This window comes from Rickettsia endosymbiont of Halotydeus destructor, from assembly GCF_049278075.1.
GTDB lineage: Bacteria > Pseudomonadota > Alphaproteobacteria > Rickettsiales > Rickettsiaceae > Rickettsia.
Window position 1 is genome coordinate 67,264 of sequence record NZ_JAPNPB010000001.1, and the last position, 20,869, is coordinate 88,132.

Consider the following 20,869-nt stretch of genomic DNA (forward strand, 5'->3'; position numbering starts at 1 on the left):
AAGAGTAGTATGTCATTTCTAGCTGCGGCAGGAATAACATACTGCTGTTTTTTCGGGTCATGCAACAATGCTCTAATATCCTTGCAGTTGCACAATTTTTGTAATATTTTCTAGGCTAGCTTTAATAAATACATAATAATCTATTATGAAAACTATTTTACCTGATCGCTCTCTTAAAATCCAAGTTAGGCTTAATTATATAGTGAGCCAGATTTTAGATATTGCTCAAGATAAAATTGCTATGATTATATTATATGGCTCTTTCGCAAGAGGTGATTGGGTACGTGACCTACCTAATGGCTATCATAGCGATACTGATATTTTAATAATTCTCAAAAAAGGTAAGTATAAAGGACATACCGCTTTAAGGTTAGAAGATAATATCTATAAAAGATTAGAAAAGATGGGAGTAATAAATCCTCAGCAGATTATTCCGTATGATTCAGAGATATCTATAATTATTGAGTCGATAGACGAGGTAAATAGGCAATTAGAGAAAGGACGTTATTTCTATACTGATATTAAGAAGGAAGGCATTCTTTTATATGATAACAGTGAATTTACACTTAGTGAAGCTAAAGATTTGCCTTGGAGTGAAGTGAAAGAAATAGCTGAAGAAGATTATGAAGAGTGGTTTAAAAGCGGATGTGGATTTTTAATTGATTGCAAATATCCGCTTGAAAGAGGTGAACTTAACAAAAGTGCTTTTTATCTTCATCAAGCCACTGAAAGTTTTTACAGTAGCATTTTGTTGGTTTTCTCTCGTTACAAACCAAAACTACACGATATAAAAAAATTAGGCGGCAGAGCAGCAAATTATAATAGTGAATTATGGGAAGTGTTTCCTAAAGCAACTCCTGAACAAAAAGAATGTTTTAAATTACTTCGAGATGCTTATGTAAAAGCGAGATACGATAAAAATTATAGAATTAGCAAAGAGCAATTACTTTATCTGATTGAAAGAGTAGAAAAATTAAAAAACATTACGGAACGAATTTGTTTGGAACGGATTAATTGGTAAAATTTATTATTGCATTAGATTGCCACGTCAAGACTACGTCTTTCCTCGCAATGACGATTGAGGGTATACACACAACAACGCCTTCCTGGGTATGGTGGCTGCAGTAAACTTATTAATTCTTGATGTGAATATCATAATTTCGCTATATTAAAAATAAACTTGATCATCCTATTTTATGTCGATTAACTAAACTATAAGATAATGAAAAAAGCTATTTTAATATATGAGCTAGTCGTATCAAAATTAATTGTCTAAATTTCACTACTTAAAATAAAATTCCAGTTAGCTTCTGTAAGGTTAGAAATTATACTAGCTGTAGATGCAGCAGTAATACCTGCTTGTGTTAATTCGTTTATTAGTATATTTGATGAGGGAAGACAGAACATATAATTATATTCCTCCGCTTCTTCTATAATATTAGATTTGTCTTTAGGTACCACATGTATAAGAGGAAGTGGTTTTTCTGTTCTCATCATTACCAAATCCTTAATCTCATTAAGTGAAAAATATCCATACTTAGAAAAGTGACACATGAGTAAATTACCTGCATGATTCAATTGATTTTTATTTAGCAGATAAAAAATTAAGGTCTCTTGGTAGGTTAAATTAATATTTGTAAGGCGTTTTGCCAAATATACTAATCTATTAACTTTATGGGTGGTAGAATTCATCGATATTCCGTAGATTTTTGAAGAGAGCTTAGAATAATTACTAATAGCAAAATTAGAAACCTGCTGAATTATTCCTTCGCCACGATAACCGGGATGAATTTTTAAATCACAAATATACCAAATTGGTTCTAATTGACCATTATTTAAAATATCAATATTACGTAAAACGAGTACAGTAATTCCAATAATACGTTCTTTATCTTTAAGTGCTAGTATATAAGGTGTTCCAAGCAAATCAAAAAACCTAAAGTAATTGCTGCCATGATTTATTGTAAAACTATCATCGCCAAAAGGGTAGGTAAAATACTTCTCGAATCTAAGTAATTGACTATTATATTCTTCCCTTAAATTATCAGTAACTTCCACGATTTCTATCATGATACGCCTTCAGCCCTTGAATGCCTACCATACCACTTACGAGTTAAGCGTCTTGCTCTTTGAGTATATAATTCTTTATAAAGGTTATTAAATATACTACTACCTAATCGTAAACCTTGTTCGAAAAAATATTTATTTTCATCATTTTTCTCCCAAGGTTTTGCTAATATATGAAAAAAATCCTCTGAATGTTTAATGTCTAACTCAGAATGTACATTATAATGAAGCAGAGCATTTTCCTCTACCCAACCACGCTCAATAATACCTGTTGCAAGAATAGTTGAAATAGTACAAAACATTCGCTCTATTATACCCATCATTGCAGTACCAACCATAAAATCATCTAAAACACAAGTACCAGAAAGGCAAGTATTAAAAGCCCTAACTTCGGGCCATAAGGTTTTCTTGATTATTTCTTCATTTGTTATATTACCAATCACTGCTAAGAAATCTAGAAAGCTTTTTCCATGTGCTTTACTTAAATTACCCTCTCCATGCTCTTCCCATATATTTCTAAGAATTTCTAGTCGTAATTCTGGAACCGGAATTTTTGCGGCTAACGCAGACATGGGTCTGTTAAAAAAAACTACTGCAAAATAAAATTGGATTTGAGTTTCAATAAAGTCTTCTTTAGAAAAAGTCCCATCATGAAGAGTTGTAAAATAAGGATTATTTTTATAATCGAGATCTTGTAAAATTTGATTTATTAGAGTTTGCATAATATTTTATACTTTTTCCCAAATATTAATTTTATTATAAAATAGACTTTTATCGTTAATAAGCAAAGCATTTTCAAGTTGATTATGATTTTTAAAACCATGCACTTTACTTAAATAATTTTTAGTATTATTTAATTGTCTAAATATTATATACGTACCTGAAAGTAAGTTATTCTCAAGATATTTCAGATGAGTTAAAACTTCTTCCTCAGACATCCAATCAAATATATTAGATAGACTAACTAATTGAAATTTATTGATATTTTCAACATTTAACAATTTATCATTTATATATTCAAATTGTATATTTTGGTTTTTTTTATGAAGATAATATGGTTGGGCATTTATATTATCTAAGTAATAACCTAGGAACATGTGGTGTAAAAAATAATTTTTTTTATAATCCTTTCTGTAAAAACCGTTTTCAAAGGCTTTTTGAAAGTATCTTGGATAAGAATTAGGCTCTGCATGTTGTATTGCAGCTGGTCCAAACATTGCCAATAATAACGAATTAGAAAAAAATAAATCAAATGCTACTGACCAATATTTATTGTTAAGTAATATATTGGGATCCTCATCTTCTAGAAAGATATCCAAAATATTTTTCTTAGGTAATATAAATTCTGTTAAGAATTGTCGGAAGCAATTAAATAAAGACTCAAATTCACCGCAATTGTTTAATCCTTTTGGATTATTAAAATTTATGTTAAACTGTTCTTTAAAAGAATGGTTACCATAGCATTCTAAAGCTTTAATTTTGTTTTTAACTAGCTGAATCTGAGATGAATTGATATCGAATAATGTAAAGTTTATCTTAGGAAACTTTGATTTTAAGCTTAAAGCAGTACAACCACCTGAGGCTATCATTAAAACATTTTGAGGGGTAATCCGTTCTATAAGAGTTTGCTCGATTAAAGGATCTTCTCGAACAACAGCAAATTTAATATTGGCCATATTATATTAAATAATTAATTTTAAAAACTAAAAATCTTGTAATGAGCTCTCCTAATCAACCTCATCTAGTAATTTTACTTCATGGTATTAGTAAAAGCAACTCGAGCTTAAAAGGTCTAGAAAAATTTATAAATAGCCACGGCTTCTCAACGCTTAACATTAATTATCCTTCAACAAAATACAAAATACAAGAATTAATAGAGTTAATACACATTAAAATTAGTTCTGAACTCAATAATTATAATATTATTTCATTCGTAGGTTTTTCAATGGGAGGTTTAATTATAAGAGCTTATTTAAATCAATATAAAATTTTAAATCTAGGGAAAGTAATTATGATTGGCACTCCAAATAATGGTAGTGAAGTTGCTGATTTTTTTAAAGATAATATTTTATATAAAAAATTTTTTGGACCTGCGGGAAAACAGTTAGTAACCGGCCCAAAAAATTCAGATAATTCAGATAATCTTTATGGGAAACTTTATTATGAATGTGGCGTTATTGCTGGGAGTTTACCTTTAGATTTTTATTACTTTTTATTTAAAGGAAAGCCTAATGATGGGAAAGTAACTGTTGATAGTACTAAATTAGAGGTTATGAAAGATCATATTATCGTTAAAATATCTCATTGGTATCTGCCTAGAAGTAAAAAAGTGTGGAACTTAATAGTAGGATTTTTAAAATATTCTACATTTATCCGAAAAAAATAAAGGTTGTGATTTTTTATGAGATGGTGCCGGATATCGGATTCGAACTGATGACCTACCGCTTACAAGGCGGTTGCTCTACCACTGAGCTAATCCGGCATAGACTATAATAATTAGAAGAAAGAGGGGAATTAAAACCTATGATTACAAGGAATTGAAGTAAAAGCTCTTTCATTATGCGGTAACTTGTTCTAGATTACCAGAATCGTCATAGCTTATCTCTACAAGCTTTGTTGTATGGAGCAAGACAATCCGTATTACTGCAAAGGCGTTGTTGCGTGAATACTCTCAATCGTCATTGCGAGGAAGGACGTAGTCCCGACGTGGCAATCTAAAAGACTCTCACCGTCATTGCGAGCGAAGCAATCCAGCTATTATTTTTTAAATTGCCGCGCTCCTTTCAGTCGCTCGCAATGACGGTATTTTTGTAACGATTTCTATCTGCGCAATTACGCTTTCTTAGCTTCTTTTTTACTAGGTTTTGGTGTCTGAGCTTTTACTTTAATTTCCATTTTTTTCTTAATTGAAGCAGGGAGAGCAACACCGGCTTTTTCAATAAAACCTGCAACACGTTCAGTAGGTTGTGCGCCTGTACCTAACCAATATTCTATACGATCTAACTTTAAAACTACACGATTAGTATCGTCTTTAGCAAGCATCGGGTTATAAGTGCCAACTTTTTCTAAAAAGTCACCGTCGCGCGGTGCTGTCACGTTAGCTACGACTACTCTATAATAAGGACGTTTTTTTGCTCCACCTCTAGCTAAACGAATTTTTACTGCCATATATACTCTAATAAATACTATTTATTTTATTTTTTCTTCTTTGAAAATAACGTGTTTTCTTACTACTTTATCATATTTACGAAAAGAAAGCTTCTCGGTTTGAGTTTTTGGGTTACGTTTTTTTACCCAAAAAACTCCTGTACCTGCCGTACTCACCAGCTTTACTAAAATATTTTTATTTTTTTTGGCCATTATTACAAACCTTAAATCAGGATATTATTCTAAAAAGGGTAGAATAAAACTAAATTAAAAAATAGTCAAGTCAAATTATACTCGCTCAACTTTTCATTTCATAGAAGCATTTAATAATTAAGGCCAGCGTACTTCCGGCGGCAAAGACATTAATATTGCTTCAACATTTCCGTCGGTCATTAAACCAAATTTAGTACCCCGATCGTATAATAAATTAAATTCTACATATCTACCGCGTCTTATAAGTTGATATTCCTTTTGCTCTTGTGACCAAGGTAGAAACATTTTGTTCCTAACAATTTCGGGATATACCGATAATAAGGCTTTGCCGACATCTGTAGTAAAAGCAAAATCATTATCAAAATTACCGGTATTTAAATAATCGTAAAATATTCCGCCGATGCCTCTTGCTTCCTTTCTATGCTTTAAATAAAAATATTCATCGCATTGCTTTTTAAACTTGGGATAATAACCTTTATCATGCTTATCGCAAGCCTTCTTAAAAGCCTGATGAAATTTTGCCGTTTCAGGTTTTTCAGGATAAAAAGGTGTTAAGTCTCCACCGCCACCAAACCAATGCCTAGACGTTTCTATATAACGGGTATTAAAATGTACGGCTGGTATTAACGGGGATTTAGGATGAGCAACCAAAGATATGCCTGTTGCAAAAAATTTATTACTTTCTTCTGTTCCAGGGATTTGTTTACTAAATTCTGGTGAGAGTTCACCGAAAACGGTAGAAATATTAACTCCTGCTTTCTCAAACACTTCTCCCTTCATTATGGACATAACCCCGCCACCGCCGCCATCTCTTTGCCATGATGATTTTATAAATTTGGCAGGCTCTAAATCGTTTTCTTTGGCATACTCCTCTTCAATTTTTTCAAATGCGGCGCATAATTGATTGCGTAAATCCGTAAACCAGTTGCCCGTTAATTTTCTATTTTGTAAAGTCATATATTTGTTGTTTGAATTAGCAGCATCATCTAAGGTTTTTCCTGACGATATCCCTCATCAAATACATAGTTACTAAAAATACACTTGCAATAAGCATAATATAAAAAGCTGGGGCGTAATATAATTCTGTTTTTTCGACCATCCAGCGTGAAATAATAGGAGAAGTTCCGCCAAATATCGCCACTCCTAAATTATAACTAAAAGCTACGCCGGAAAATTTTTGTTCAGGAGTAAATAAAGATATAACAAATATATAAGCTGTACCGGCTATTGTCCCGGCTAACATCCCAAGAACGGTAAGGGCAGCAATTTGCTGCCAAACTTTTTCTGATGACATAAATAGCATAGTCGGCAAAATTAATATTAAAATAGCAACAGAGGCAAAAATTAGCATTTTAAATTTACCGATAATATCGGCAGTACCACCGGCAAGCGGCATCGCTATCATCGCAATAAAGGAAGCGTAAGCTAGGTACGATAGGGCAGTGGTGTTATCATAGTGCATGACGTTATGGTAAAAGACATTTATATAGGTTTTTACCAAATACATAATACTACTAGCGATAGCAGCAACGCAAATAGTTATAAACATTGATCGCCAGGCAGTTCTAACTACATTGGAAAAAGGCGCTTTCAGAATCTTTTTCTTTTTCTCCAGCATTATAAAAATTGGCGTTTCTGCCACACGCAAACGTAAGTAAAAACCTGCAAGGCCCATAAAACCACCAAGTAAAAAAGCAAATCGCCAAGCAAAGTCAATATAAGAAAAATATCGCTCGATAATAATGCCGATAAATGTGGCAATTAAGGTACCGGCGATATTAGAACCATGAACTAAACCGGCGGTAAATCCAGGGCGTAAATTTTGCCGGTGCTCCAGGATAAAGATAGCTGCGCCTGTACCTTCGCCGCTAATACATAAGCCCTGAATTAAGCGCATAACAATTAAGGTTATGGGTGCGTAGGCACCGATGCTATTATATGAGGGAATTAAACCCATAATAAAAGTCGGAATAGTCATACCGAGCATTGAGATTATCAAGGCAATACGCCTGCCATATCTGTCGCCGATATAACCGAAGAGTATTCCTCCGATTGGTCTTGTTAAAAAACCGACGGCAAACACTCCAAGGCTTAAGAGAATTTTAACAAATTCTGATTCCTGAGGGAAAAATACATGTCCGATAACCAATGAAAAAACTGAATATACTGTAAAATCATAATATTCCAGTATATTACCTGAAATAGCAGATAAAAAAATGAATTTAGATTTATTCATCGACGATTTAACAACCTATTTAATTTTATACCCCACTATTATATATGAGTTGAACTATTTATAAAGCGTAAAAATAAAGAGAGAAGTTTAAATTGCCTGATAGGTGACTGATTTGATTATCCACATAAACTTAAATCCTTATCAATTATTTCGGATTTAATACTGAGACAATCAAGAAGTGAGTGAAAAACATAATCATGGCTAATTTCACTATTTAATCGGCTTTCTATAGAGACCACTAACTCTGGATGTGCAGATTTAAACTTATCGGAAACCCATACTATAAAAGGCACAGTTATTTGCTCGTCTAATAATGGTCCGCCGTGACCGTAATATCCGCCCTCTCCTAAAGATTCCCCGTGGTCAGATACATATATAAAAAACGAATTTTTATCCTCTAATAACTTTATCACGTTATGTAAAAAAAAATCAGTGTATAAAATTGAATTATCATAGCTATTAATTAATGCCGATTTATTACAGCTGCTAGAGTCAGTTTTAGCTTTAGCATTACAAACAGGGGTAAAACGCTCAAATTCTTTCGGGTATCGTGCGTCATAATTCCAATGACTCCCGGAGGTATGAATAACCAGGAACTGCTTTTCCGAACGCTTTAATATCTCTTCTATAAAAGGCAACATTTTGGTGTCGTGATCATTTAAGGCAAATAATGCCGAGCCGCCGGGTATAATCGTAAAATTAACTTCGTTGTAAATATTCCCTAAATCAAAATTTGCAAAATTCCGCATTAATGTTTGTGTACCGATCCAGTTTGTATTAAAACCTAATTTAGTTAACACTGACAAAAAGCTGGTTTCTCTTTTGCTATTTTCAAGGTTACTTGCAGGATGACGCGAAAGTAGGGATGGCACTGATATATAAGTAAGGTTTGAAGCAGATTTAGCTTTAAAAGAGAAAATATTGGAAGTAGAATTTAAATAAGGCGTAGTATCGCGCTCGTAACCGTTAATTCCGAAATGATCAAACCTTGCAGATTCTCCTATCACCAAAACACCGGTAATAAGGGGAGCAGAATTATCGACAAACTCATATTCCCGACTAATCTCTATTTTAGCTAATCGGCTATTACTAAAATTTTGGGCAAAATTTAAATAAGTGTTATGCAAATATTGAATAGGAAAGTAGTTATTTAATATCTTAAACGGCGGTGAAATAATGCTGTTAACAAAAATAAGTAAGCAAATCGCCGATAGTAATTTAGTAACAAATGATTTAGTATTAGTCGATGAAAAGTTTTTAAGAGTATAAAGACAGGCAAACAAGCTAAAAATCAACCATATGATTAATCTAATGCTTACTAATTCATAGATTTCGTTCAGATCGGTCGAGAAAAAACTACCTATCATTTCTTTAGTAGGTTTTATCTTAAAAAAGTAAAGGTAGTAACTAGCTATAGCAGATGTTATAAATAAAAAGACGGTACCGATAGTTAAAATTAACCGATGTACGGTAAAGCCGAAAAATATTATAAAAGAAAATATATAAATATAACAAAAATCTTTTGTAAGTTCTAAGATAGCTTTAAAAAAACTAGCTTTGTAATAATCAAATTTATAGATTAGTACGGCGGAATTAAAAAGTAAACAGTAGATAAAAGCTAGAATCAGCGATAACTTAATTAAGTTAATATCTAAGTGTTTTTGTATTGTTTTAAACATTATACTACTCATCTTTCAAGAATTATTTTTTCATTTTGATCTTAGGATTCGCATGCTCACTTATTAAATATAAGCTGCGCGTGCTTACCCCTGCCAAATAAAATCTAATTCTTGAAATACGAGCAGTATATATACTAATAGTGGAGTAATCTTATTTATCATGATAATAAAAAATCTTCAAGAATTTTATCAGCTGTTATCAGTTAATTCTCCGCTAATTGCCCTAGATCACGGCACTAAAAAAATCGGTATCGCTATCTCTAACCAGGAGCGCACTATTGCTATGCCTTTATGCACCGCTGATGAAATAACCAAACAGGCTAAAATTACTATTATACTAAACTTAATCGAAAAATATAAAGTTTGTGGTATTGTAATAGGGTTGCCGATTAACATGAACGGTGAAATAGGCGCACAAGCAGAAATAGTATTAAAATTTGCTGAAGATTTTACTAAAAATACCGACCTTCCGATATATTTACAAGATGAAAGATTAACTACGAAAGCAGCCAATAATCTCCTTAAATCATTTGGTGTAAAACGCAAAGAACGGAATAATAATGACGATATAATTGCTGCAAGTATGATTTTAGAGACTACCCTAGATTCTCTTAAAAAATATAGATAAAAGACCGCTTTGACCGTTGCTTAAAATCCTTCAAAGACCTTTATGTAAAGGCGGTTCTCATATATCTGAACTACAAGAATAGTAACAGACAGGGACAAGAGCCTGAAGTAATAATTGTAGTCCCAGGTAAATAGTAAGCTCACGAGTCAAGCAGCCCTAGCTTCGATTATTAAGGTCTATACATCAAATTTTGCAAGACTCGCTTGTGCTCACGTATAAGAATACGCTGTGCAAGCTCGCTTTTAAATTTAACGTCTATACCTTAATACTCTTTGCTACATTATTGTATAGTTTGATAAAGTGTCAGGATGTCATTCCCGCGTTAATACCAAATCTGTCATTGCGAGCGAAGCGAAGCACTCTAATAATAAGATTGCCACGTCGGGACTATCTCCCTTCTCGCAATGACAAGGCAAATTCAAGCCACATATACCTTAATGTTCTTTATTATATACGCAAAGTATAATCCAAGATATCACTTTCCCATTTTTTGTGCAAGATTTTCTAGATATTTTGCTATAGTAGTTAATGTCTCGGCAAATTTCTCTTCATCATTGTTGGTTCTTTTAATATCGGTTCTGTCAAATTTTTCTATTAAATTCTGTATTTCCGATTGAATGCCAAGGGATGCCATAACCAACAATAGCTCGAAAGAAGCAGTAGGGTTTACTAATTTAATTTCAGTTATTTTGTCGTTTAATTTAGCAGCTAAATTAAATAATTCCTGTTCTCCTCCATCATTACAACAGAGTTGAAAATTCTTGTTATTTAAAGTTATTGTGACAATTGACATAATTATTTTCGTGTATCTAAAGAGTGCTCAAATGATGGAAGAGTTAAATTTGCTAACAAACACTGAGTGCATAAAATTTATATAATAATATATGAGAGCGCAAATTCATGCAAGGTAACAAAAAGCAGTTTTTCAAAGCAGAAGGGTACGCTTTATTTCTTCAAGTTCATCTACATAACTAGCAATTTGTACAAGGGTTTTTGAATAATTATCCCTTAATTGTTTATTTTCATATTGTAGCCTATTAATTTCATGCTGTTGATTTGTTATTAATAACAATAATTTATCAATTCCATGATCAACTTCGTGCATTAATTGCTGCAATTCTTCATTCTTTATAGTCATTTCCTTGGGTTTTAATGTTATTTTAGTAAAGAAGGTAAGTTGTTAATAAACATATATACTCGTATGGTTTCGGGAACCCTAATTTTATTTTGAGAGGTGACTGCACGTTAGCCGTCAGCTTGCGTTAAGTGAGCACAGAAACCCTAAAATCAAAATAAAAAAGCAATTCCTGAAAAAAAGAGTATATTATTACGCTACCGAGTAAATTATAATCACCCCTAATAACATTACGATAGAAATAATTATTAATTGTTTCTTATGTTTATAATTAATCATTGTACGGTTTCGTCTATCCATTAATGAGTCTTCCTGTTGATAATTTATATCGTTAATTGGTTCTAAATCAATTTCATTCTGTAAATTCAAATAATTTACATATAACTTTAAATAACCTTTTATATACACTTCACCCGGTAATGAGTCAAAATTCTCCTCTTCAAGAGCCACTAAATATTGTTTTCTAATTTTTAAATCGGAAGATACTTCTTGTAATGTTTTACCAGAATCTATTCGGGCTTTTTTAAGGATCGATGACATAATTTACTCAAGTTTTTGTAAAAATATTTCAAATTTTTTATTTGCTAAAATAATGATATTTAAGTCTATATTCTCTTGAAGCTTAATTTCTTTCATAAAATCAAGAAAATTTTGTACTAAACTTTTATTATTATCAATCCAAAAATCTAAATCAACAGTTGATTTAGATTTACTTGTTATTTTTATCAATAATTTTCTTTGTTTGTCATATAAATCATCTTTTAAAGATTGAATTCCAAGACGACTCCAATAAGAATTATTTAATTGTTTATCGCAAGCTTTGCGCAGCCAATCAATGCTAAATTTATTAGCGACGGAAAAATATAAACTAGCTATATCTATGTTATGCCCTTTTGTTTGTCTGGTAATATATATTATATCAAAAACTGAAATCAAACTATCAAGTGTGACTATTATATTTGCAAATGATTCATCTACTCCTGAACTAGTATAATATTTTAATTTATCTTCAAGCTTTGTTTTAGCTTCTCCTATCAACAATCCACCGACTGTTTTTCTTAAAATTTGTGTAGGCTCAGAAAATTCTTCAATAGTATCGCTAATATTAATAGGATGTTTCACGTGTTTAATGAACCAGGCAATACCGCGCCTCATAAGCTTTGCTATTTCAGTAAATATATCGATTTTAATATTATAATCGATATGAGCGGGCAGCGTCTCAACTTTCTTCCATATATTATCAAGGTCAAATATTTCACAAACAATTATAAATGAACGTATTATATTGCAAAGTGCTGCGCCGGTTTCACGTTTTGTAATGCTAAGTAAAGGACCGCTAAGCTGATTGACTATTTTATTCGTAACAACAGTCCTAATAATTTCATGTTTAAGTGGATGGGATAAAATTTCTGAGCGAAATTTTTCTCTCATTAACTCAGGAAAATAATTTATAAGATAAGAATCAAAATATTTATCTCGAGAAAAAGTAGAGTTCATTAATTCATGATAAACTGATCTTTTACTATATGAAAGAAGTACGCAAAGCTCAGGGCGAGTTAACGACTCACCTTTTAGGGCTCTTTTAGTTAATTCTTCGGCAGTCGGTAAAAATTCATTACTGCGAATTAATATTTTTTCCTCTTCTAGAATATCGATAAATTGACTAAATATTCCGACCGTGAAAACAGGCGATAGCTGCATAACGCTTATAGCTTGCGTTTGCTGATAATTATCAATAAGTACCAGCTCTTCTACCTGGTTGGTCATATCGATTAATAATTTATTACGCTCATCCAGGGTAATCTTACCGGAAGCTACCGCGCTACTTAGTGCAATTTTTATATTTACTTCATGGTCGGAACAGTCAACTCCGGCAGAATTATCTATAAAATCGGCATTTATACGTCCGCCTTTGTTGGCATATTCAACTCTACCTTGCTGCGATGCACCAATATTCCCCCCTTCGGCTATAACTTTTGTTCTAATTTCAGAACCGTTACATCGAAGATTATCATTTGCCTTGTCGCCGATTTCCAAATCACTTTCTGTTTTAGCCTTGATATAAGTTCCTATACCGCCATTCCAAAGCAAATCAACATTTGCTTTTAAAATAAATCTTATAAGCTCTTCAGGCGTTACTTCGTCTTTACTTATCTCAAGCAAAGTTTTAATTTCCGGCGTTAATTTAATTGATTTACTGCTACGTTCAAATATCTTACCGCCTGCTGACAGTAGCCTATAATCATAATCTGACCAATTAGATTCACGTAAATTAAATAAACGTAGACGTTCATTGAAACTTATTAATGGATCGGGAGTCGGATCAATAAATATATGTTTATGATTAAACGCGGCAACTAGCTTAACAGTTTTTGATCTAAGCAGACCGTTACCGAATACGTCACCTGACATATCGCCAATCCCTACGATTGTAATAGGGTCTTTCTGGACATCAATACCCATACTTTGGAAATGATTTGTTACCGCAATCCAGGCTCCTTTAGAAGTAATCGCCATTTTCTTATGATCATAGCCGGCCGACCCCCCTGAGGCGAAAGCATCATCGAGCCAATAATTATATTCACGCGCAACACTATTAGCATAATCCGAGAATGAAGCCGTGCCTTTATCGGCAGCAACTACTAGATAAGGATCCTCCTGATCATAAATAACAGTATCTTTCGGTTGTACTACTTTTCCGTCAATAATGTTGTCGGTAATATCCAGCATACCTCGTAGAAAATTTTTATAGCATTCAACTACTTTTGCCATATATTCTTCACGACTTAGGCCATCCGCAGTAAAATTAACAAAAAACGCCCCTTTAGAACCCACGGGAACAATAACCGAATTTTTTGTCATTTGTGCTTTCATAAGTCCGAGTGCTTCAAACCTATAATCTTCTGCCCTGTCAGACCATCTAAGCCCTCCGCGTGATACTTTCCCGCCTCTTAAATGCACAGCTTCAAAATCTTTGGAATATACAAATATTTCGGCAAAAGGAATCGGTTGAGGTAAGTTCGGTACTTTACTAGAATCAAATTTAAAAGCAAAACACTGTTTGTTAGCGGATGTACCATCCTCTACAAGCTGGTAATAGTTAGTTCTGACGATAGCTTCAATGATACAAAACATGCTGCGTAATACTTTATCTTCACTGCTAACAGTCACCGTAGCTAAATAGCTATTAATATTCTCTTTGAGCTCAGCTAATTTTTTATCAGCAAGACGTGGATTAAATCTTATATTAAATAAAGCCACCAGCATTTTTGTATATACGGGATGCTTTATTAAAGTAAGTTGTACATAGCCCTTGCCGTATATAAAACCAGTTTGATGTAGATATCTAGTTAGTGCCTTTACTAGTTTTACCTGCTTCCAGTTAAAGCCGGCAAGTACTATCAGTTTACTTAAAGAATCGTTGGCAAGCAGCCCTGCTGCTATTTTATCCAGTGCTTCCTCTACATTTATTTTTAATTCGGTAATATTATTTTTCACCTCTACTGCGCTAGTTAAAATAAAATTATATATCCAGCTTTCTTTAATTTCTCCTACTGCCTTGATTGCAAAGCTTTGTTCGTCAAGTGCCTTAAATCCTAAATTCTCTATAGGCGGGAGTATATTAGAAAGAATAAGTTTTACTTCAGGGCTATATATTTTTAAGTAAAACTCTGATTCATTAATAGCTATCAAATTAAACAGACATTTTTGTTTATTACTGGCTTCCGTTAAATATTCAATATCTGTTAATGCTATTTCAGGAGAAAATTTTTGTCGATAATCTGCAGGAAAAACGGCATCGAAAAGTTTTAAATTAATCCCTGCCTGATATTCACCAAATTTTTTAGAAAGTTTAAGATAAAAATCCTCACTCCAACGGGTAGAAATACGATCTAAATCTTGCTGTATTATTTCCGCTTCAAAATTTATTTGACTTTTATCATGGGCTTCTAAAGTGACAAATAGATAGGAAAAACTTCCCGCTACTTCAGTAATATAATTAGATAATATTTTACTGCCAAATTTTTCCATCAAATAGCAATCTATCTTACTATGTATTTCCGAGGTTAGTCGCTCTCTCGGTAAGAATATTATTATATTAAGAAAAGAACTTGACCAATCATATTGAATAAATAATTTAAGCTTTTTACTCATCATACTTGAAAGCATATGCAAACACATACAATATAAATCGCCTTCATCAATTTGTATTAAAGCTTCTCTAGGCAATGATTCCATTAAAATTTTTAATTTATCGGCATTATAGCCCGATAATGAAAATCCAGCTTTTTCCAATACGAAATTAAGTTTTTGTCTTAATAGCGGAATATTACTTATCGATTGGTAATATATGGGAAAGTTATATATCCCGAAAATGATACTACCGGAAATATACTCGCCGCTTTCATCGAGATTTTTAACTAAAATATAATCTACTAAATTATCCGGATGAATAAGTGAAGCGGTATTAACTTTACCTAAAATAATCAATTGATTTTGATGTAACGGATCGGCTGAACATTTTATGATATCGTCAATTTCTGATCTTATATTCTGCCATATTTTTTTTGCGCCGTCTTCATGCGTTAATTTTGAAGATTTTATATCGAAATCAAGCATCCCTAGGAAAATTAAGTTATCTTCCTTTAACCAATACAAAAATTCTTTAGATTCATTACAATTTAATTTAACATTTTTACATATTTGTTGATTCTTGGAAATCAGTAAAGCTAGCTCATCTAACCTTGCTATTAGTTTCTGTGTGACGTTATAACCTTGTTCAAGCTCATCTAATCTTGTCTCTAATACTTCTTTTAAATTGGCAACGGCATTATTATCAAGATTCCCTAAAATAGATATATGCAATATTGATTCAGCTTTTGTATCATTGGTAGGAGTATCTACTATTTTCAATAATTCGCCTTTACCGTTACGTATACAGTTAATAACGGGATGTAGTAAAAACTTGGTCGGTAAATTAATATTGGTAAGTAAACATACTATAGCATCCACTATATGAGGCTTATTATCAGTTAGTATTAAAATATTAACTGCCGGATCATTTTCAATAACTGTATTTGTTACCGCTAATTTTTTACTGCCTATAGTTCTTTCTTTAAAAAACCCGAAAGCTTGATCAGCAAAATTTTGAAATAATTCTCGCCTGTTATTAAAATCATAGTCTATCGGAATATAGGTTAAAAATTTTTGAATAAATTCAATGTAAAATAACTCTCCTTTACGTTCTTGACTCAGCTCTAAAATCTCTGTTTTATAGCTCGGCACCTGACAGTTTAATCTACTTGAATTTAACGACGATAAGTTTGTTGCCATATTTACCCTAAAATTATATATTTTGATGTCATGCTGCAATCAAGTTGGCATTGTTGCGTGGATACCCTAAACGTCATTGCGAGTGACTGAAAACCTTGTTGCAGATCGAATTTCTGGTGTCATACCAGCGAAAGCTGGTATCTAACTTTTGTTATATTGTTAAGTAGATTCCCTCTTTCGAGGGAATGACACCGAGGACGTTTAGGGTATCCACGCAACAATACCAATCAAGACCACAGTATGACAAATATTCAAAATTCCCTTAAGCTCCTATTATATATATGCTATACGTATAGTATTATACCAGACCTTACAATCAACGCAAGAGGCTATAAAATAAGTGGACACAATATTTGCACAAAGCTCTGCTCAAGGTAGAGCGGGAGTAGCAGTTTTTAGGATCTCGGGTCCAAAAAGCTTAGAAGCTTTAACTATAATAACCGGGAAAAAGAATTTTAAACCGAGATTTATGTATTATCAAAAACTTATCGATCTCGAAAGCGGTGGGCTAATCGATAATGCTATGGTCGTATATTTTCCTTCGCCTGCCAGCTTTACTGGTGAAGATGTGGTTGAAATTTATACTCACGGCAGTAAGGCTATATCCGTACTGCTTATTAATAGCTTATTAGATATTGCAGGGCTTCGAATAGCCGAGCCAGGGGAATTTACCAGAAGAGCTTTTTTAAATGGGAAATTTGACTTAACCGCTGCTGAAGGAATCGCTGATTTAATTGAAGCGGAAACTATCATGCAGCATAAGCAGGCGATCAGACAGGCGGGCGGAGCGCTTGAACTTTTATATGGTGAATGGCGTCAGAATCTTTTAAGGATAATCAGTTTACTTGAAGCATATATAGATTTTCCTGACGAAGATATTCCGGACATAGTACTTACCGAAGTAACGAATATTAGCGCTAAACTCAAAGACACAATAACAAATTATCTTAATGATAATCGTCGTGGAGAGTTGCTTAGAAGTGGTTTACAATTATCTATATTAGGCGCGCCGAATGTTGGCAAATCCAGTTTGTTAAATTTTTTAATGCAAAGAGAAATAGCTATTGTTTCAAATATTGCAGGTACTACCAGAGATATAATTGAAGGGCATTTAGATATTGGCGGCTATCCTATTATTTTACAGGATACTGCCGGTATAAGAGCGGGCAGTAATGATTTAATTGAACAAGAAGGTATTAAAAGAGCAATAGCATCAGCTGATAAAGCTGATATTAGAATCATTATGTTTGACGCGGAGCAATTAAATGCACCTTTAAATGAGGCTATTACCAATTTAATCGATAATAATACTATAATAATTATTAATAAGATTGATTTAAGTAATTCAGGAAAAATATTTTCTATAGAAGATAAGCATACTTGTCTAAAAGTTTCGATAAAAGAAAATATCGGTATGCAGGAAATATTAACAGCTATCGAAAATATAGCCGCTAATATTGCCGGCTTAACCGAAACGCCTTATATAACTCAAGAAAGACATAGGCGTTATTTAAAGCAAGCTCTTGAGCATTTAACAAGTTTTAATATTGAGAAAGATTTAGTTCTGGCAACCGAAGACATCAGAATGACAATTAGAGCTATCAGCGCAATTACCGGCTCTATAAATATTGAAGAAATACTCGGAGAGATATTTAGAAATTTTTGCATAGGGAAGTGAAAACGCCGGCAAATATTATATCATTCGTGTTTTCGAGGCATTGCTTGCATGAATACCATAATCGTCATTATGAGGAGACATTGCCCGTGTGGATACTCAAACCATCATGACTCACCCCTGCAAGCATTACTATCATGACCAAATTGTTGGTGTCATACCATTGAAGTTATTTATTTTGATTATTATCAATAGAAGTAGAAAGATTATTAAGTTTTTGATTAAGTAGTCGCTCATGATGTTCCCCGTGTGTTAAACTTAAAATAAGTTTGACCACCAAAGAATCGAAGTAAAAAAATTCATAGGTGGCCGGGGAGGTAGTAAACCGTCAACAAGAACAGCCATAATAGCTTTTAGGCTTACGGAAATAACCATAAGCCTTGGACATAGCTATTATCTCCCCGACCGTGAAGTCGAGGATTATATCATTTATGCGGCTGATATTACCGCTTGTTGAAAGAGGCTACTACGCCCCAGAAAAGCCTTGCAGCCTTTCCGATCATGATTTTAGCTAATTATTTTCATAAGTCAATATTTTTAATAAAACTTATAATTAGATTATAGATTGCTTATTCTACTTCTGATATAATTATTTTTAGCTATTGAATTACCGATTAAGTTCGCCACGTAACAACTCTACTTTATCTAATTTCTCCCAAGTAAAATCTTCATCCTCTCGACCGAAATGACCATAAGCAGCGGTTTTCTGATAGCATGGGGTATGGAGTTTAAGATGTTTGATAATTTTCCCAGGCCGCATATCAAAATGTTTTATTATTATTTTGGTAATTTGCTCATCGTCTAATTTACCCGTACCGAAAGTTTCGACATAAATCGAAACAGGCGCAGCAACACCGATTGCATAGGATATTTGTATTTCGCAACGATCCGCAAGACCTGCTCCTACGATATTTTTAGCGACATAGCGGGCCATATAAGCCGCTGAGCGATCTATTTTAGTTGGATCTTTGCCTGAAAAACAGCCGCCACCGTGCCTTGCCATTCCACCGTAAGTATCTACGATAATTTTCCTACCTGTTAAGCCGCAATCTGCAACAGGGCCGCCAATCACAAACCTACCTGTTGGGTTAATGAAATATTTAGTATCTTTATTAATCCACTGGCTCGGCAATTCAGGCTTGATAATTTCTTCCATAACTGCTTCTTTAAGGCTTGCGTAAGGTATATTTTCACTGTGCTGCGTTGATAAAACTACCGTATCAACTGCTACGGGTTCATTATTTTCATATCTTAATGTAACTTGTGATTTTGCATCGGGACCAAGCCAAGGCAAAATTTCCTGCTTGCGCAGCAAAGCCTGTTTTTTCATTAAACGATGAGCGTAATAAATAGGCGCAGGCATTAAAGAAGCTGTTTCATTGCAAGCATAACCAAAAACCATACCTTGATCACCTGCTCCTATTTCATCTTCATTAATATTGTTAACACCCATTGCTATATCGGGTGACTGTGTGGATATTGAAGATATTACAGCACAAGAATCACCGGTAAAGCCGAGAGATAAATCATTATAGCCGATTTCCTTTACTTTATTGCGAACGATTTGGGGAATATCAACCCATGCACTGGTAGTGATCTCACCGCCAACAAGCACCATACCCGTTGTTACAAACGTTTCACAAGCTACTCGACAATTAGGATCAAGTGCAATAATTTCATCTAAAATGGTATCGGAAATTTGATCGGCGATTTTATCAGGATGCCCCTCTGAAACCGATTCTGACGTGAATATTGTATTTTTCATAAATTACTCCGCATTACTAATTAACTTGCAACAGATAAAGTACGTATCCTTTGGAACGTTATCTGCCAACTATAATCTTCTGCTAGTTCTAAATCATATTGGTTTTGCATATTCATCCACCAATGAGGGTTTACATTGAAATATTTTCCTAAGCGTAAAGCTGTATCAGCTGTAATAGAGCGATGATGTTTAATTATATTATTTATCCTAGTAACAGGTACATCAATATCACGAGCGAGTCGACTTTGGCTAATATCCAAAGGCTGCATAAATTCTTCTAAAAGGATTTGACCAGGCGATATAGGGGGTAATTTTTTTATCATATAATATTAATAAATAATGTATAATTTATTAGCAATTTTCGATATTACGATAGGAACTTATTATACGTAAAATTTGCAAAGGATTAGTTGTCGGGTCATAAATAATATAATAACTGTAAACGATCCAAAAACGTACTGGTTTATTAGTCAAATCTTCACGTTTACTACCAATATTAGGATTGGTAACCAGTTTAAAAAATGCCTGCTCAAATTGTTCTATAACTTCTTCAGCAAATTTAATACTACCTTGGGCAATATAAAGCTAGATATCTTTAATATCTTGCTCTGCTTGAGTGGTTAAAACAAAATTATGCTTACCCATGTTTTAATATCTGTTCTTTGCGAAAGTTTTTAAGATTTTTTAAAGCTTTCTCATCTGAAATTAACTTACCTTGTGCTGCTTGGGCTAAACCAATTTAAATTTCCTGATCAAGCCACATTTTATAATTTTCAAATCCAGTATCTGAAGACTTATTTTCCGATTTAACCATTAAACGTAAAGCAGTTCTTATAACTTCGCTTGAAGAATGATACAAACCACTTTCAACTTGTTTAATTATATATTTTTCCAATTCTGGCGTTAGAGAAATATTCATATAGTACCTATAAATTAGTAACAATAATTGATATTAACATAACAATATATGTTACTTCAATAAATTTTATA

At 33.1% G+C, this 20,869-nt stretch carries 20 protein-coding genes and 1 tRNA gene; 4 read left to right on the top strand and 17 right to left on the bottom strand.

The features are described from left to right. Positions 1-145 precede the first annotated feature (145 nt). On the top strand, positions 146-1,021 hold the full coding sequence (locus OTR29_RS00310) for a HEPN domain-containing protein (RefSeq protein WP_422228680.1): 876 nt from the start codon (positions 146-148) through the stop codon (positions 1,019-1,021). Positions 1,022-1,272: 251 nt separating this feature from the next. On the opposite strand, the gene OTR29_RS00315 is transcribed toward OTR29_RS00310, so the two are convergent. Genes OTR29_RS00315 through OTR29_RS00325 form a run of 3 tightly spaced genes read right to left on the bottom strand, consistent with a single transcriptional unit; the run spans position 1,273 to position 3,743 of the window. Next, positions 1,273-2,070, bottom strand: coding sequence for a hypothetical protein (locus OTR29_RS00315; protein ID WP_422228681.1), 798 nt, complete (start codon positions 2,068-2,070; stop codon positions 1,273-1,275). Further along, positions 2,067-2,789: an iron-containing redox enzyme family protein gene (locus tag OTR29_RS00320; RefSeq protein ID WP_422228682.1), complete on the bottom strand. Its 723-nt coding sequence runs from the start codon at positions 2,787-2,789 to the stop codon at positions 2,067-2,069. Before OTR29_RS00320 ends, OTR29_RS00315 begins: the two co-directional genes overlap by 4 nt. A gap of 6 nt (positions 2,790-2,795) precedes the next feature. Then, the gene (locus tag OTR29_RS00325; protein ID WP_422228683.1) at positions 2,796-3,743 is read right to left on the bottom strand and encodes a DUF3419 family protein; all 948 of its coding nucleotides are present in this window, start codon (positions 3,741-3,743) and stop codon (positions 2,796-2,798) included. Positions 3,744-3,784: 41 nt separating this feature from the next. Between OTR29_RS00325 and OTR29_RS00330 the strand changes: the two genes are divergently transcribed. Next, positions 3,785-4,453, top strand: a complete 669-nt coding sequence (locus tag OTR29_RS00330) for an esterase/lipase family protein (protein ID WP_422228684.1) — start codon at positions 3,785-3,787, stop codon at positions 4,451-4,453. Positions 4,454-4,474: 21 nt separating this feature from the next. Here the strand turns inward: OTR29_RS00330 and OTR29_RS00335 are convergent. The 6 genes from OTR29_RS00335 to OTR29_RS00360 form a co-directional block, all read right to left on the bottom strand. Further along, positions 4,475-4,549: transfer RNA gene (locus OTR29_RS00335), tRNA-Thr, on the bottom strand. Positions 4,550-4,899: 350 nt separating this feature from the next. Beyond that, positions 4,900-5,235: a 30S ribosomal protein S16 gene (gene rpsP, locus OTR29_RS00340; RefSeq protein WP_422228685.1), complete on the bottom strand. Its 336-nt coding sequence runs from the start codon at positions 5,233-5,235 to the stop codon at positions 4,900-4,902. Positions 5,236-5,256: 21 nt separating this feature from the next. After that, entirely contained in the window at positions 5,257-5,427 is a 171-nt protein-coding gene (rpmG, locus tag OTR29_RS00345) for a 50S ribosomal protein L33 (protein WP_422228686.1), read from the bottom strand. 117 nt (positions 5,428-5,544) lie between these two features. Then, positions 5,545-6,384, bottom strand: coding sequence for an oxygen-dependent coproporphyrinogen oxidase (gene hemF / locus OTR29_RS00350; protein WP_422228687.1), 840 nt, complete (start codon positions 6,382-6,384; stop codon positions 5,545-5,547). Positions 6,385-6,409: 25 nt separating this feature from the next. Beyond that, a complete protein-coding gene (locus OTR29_RS00355) occupies positions 6,410-7,663 on the bottom strand; it encodes an MFS transporter (protein WP_422228688.1) in 1,254 nt (417 codons plus the stop codon). Positions 7,664-7,779: 116 nt separating this feature from the next. Further along, positions 7,780-9,342 (bottom strand): phosphoethanolamine transferase, encoded by a 1,563-nt coding sequence (locus OTR29_RS00360; protein ID WP_422228689.1) that lies wholly within the window; start codon positions 9,340-9,342, stop codon positions 7,780-7,782. Positions 9,343-9,502: 160 nt separating this feature from the next. On the opposite strand from OTR29_RS00360, the gene ruvX reads away from it, so the two are divergent. Continuing rightward, on the top strand, positions 9,503-9,970 hold the full coding sequence (gene ruvX / locus OTR29_RS00365) for a Holliday junction resolvase RuvX (RefSeq protein WP_422228690.1): 468 nt from the start codon (positions 9,503-9,505) through the stop codon (positions 9,968-9,970). A 475-nt stretch (positions 9,971-10,445) separates the two neighbouring features. Here ruvX and OTR29_RS00370 read toward each other — a convergent pair whose 3' ends face one another. From OTR29_RS00370 to OTR29_RS00385, 4 genes are all read right to left on the bottom strand, one after another. Next, the gene (locus tag OTR29_RS00370; RefSeq protein ID WP_422228691.1) at positions 10,446-10,763 is read right to left on the bottom strand and encodes a cell division protein ZapA; all 318 of its coding nucleotides are present in this window, start codon (positions 10,761-10,763) and stop codon (positions 10,446-10,448) included. A 132-nt stretch (positions 10,764-10,895) separates the two neighbouring features. Beyond that, the gene (locus tag OTR29_RS00375) at positions 10,896-11,108 is read right to left on the bottom strand and encodes a hypothetical protein (protein ID WP_422228692.1); all 213 of its coding nucleotides are present in this window, start codon (positions 11,106-11,108) and stop codon (positions 10,896-10,898) included. A 189-nt stretch (positions 11,109-11,297) separates the two neighbouring features. Further along, positions 11,298-11,645 carry a helix-turn-helix domain-containing protein gene (locus OTR29_RS00380; protein ID WP_422228693.1) on the bottom strand — a complete coding sequence of 116 codons (348 nt, stop codon included), beginning with the start codon at positions 11,643-11,645 and terminating at the stop codon, positions 11,298-11,300. Positions 11,646-11,648: 3 nt separating this feature from the next. Further along, positions 11,649-16,439 carry an NAD-glutamate dehydrogenase gene (locus OTR29_RS00385; protein ID WP_422228694.1) on the bottom strand — a complete coding sequence of 1,597 codons (4,791 nt, stop codon included), beginning with the start codon at positions 16,437-16,439 and terminating at the stop codon, positions 11,649-11,651. 340 nt (positions 16,440-16,779) lie between these two features. Here OTR29_RS00385 and mnmE point away from each other — a divergent pair, with 340 nt between their 5' ends. Continuing rightward, the gene (mnmE, locus tag OTR29_RS00390; protein WP_422228695.1) at positions 16,780-18,117 is read left to right on the top strand and encodes a tRNA uridine-5-carboxymethylaminomethyl(34) synthesis GTPase MnmE; all 1,338 of its coding nucleotides are present in this window, start codon (positions 16,780-16,782) and stop codon (positions 18,115-18,117) included. Between the two features lie 604 nt (positions 18,118-18,721). Here mnmE and metK read toward each other — a convergent pair. The 4 genes from metK to OTR29_RS00410 form a co-directional block, all read right to left on the bottom strand. Continuing rightward, entirely contained in the window at positions 18,722-19,879 is a 1,158-nt protein-coding gene (metK, locus tag OTR29_RS00395; protein ID WP_422228696.1) for a methionine adenosyltransferase, read from the bottom strand. Positions 19,880-19,899: 20 nt separating this feature from the next. Beyond that, a complete protein-coding gene (locus OTR29_RS00400) occupies positions 19,900-20,202 on the bottom strand; it encodes a HigA family addiction module antitoxin (RefSeq protein ID WP_422228697.1) in 303 nt (100 codons plus the stop codon). Between the two features lie 28 nt (positions 20,203-20,230). Next, on the bottom strand, positions 20,231-20,458 hold the full coding sequence (locus OTR29_RS00405) for a type II toxin-antitoxin system RelE/ParE family toxin (RefSeq protein WP_422229048.1): 228 nt from the start codon (positions 20,456-20,458) through the stop codon (positions 20,231-20,233). 160 nt (positions 20,459-20,618) lie between these two features. Next, on the bottom strand, positions 20,619-20,798 hold the full coding sequence (locus OTR29_RS00410; RefSeq protein WP_422228698.1) for a type II toxin-antitoxin system ParD family antitoxin: 180 nt from the start codon (positions 20,796-20,798) through the stop codon (positions 20,619-20,621). Positions 20,799-20,869: the final 71 nt, after the last annotated feature.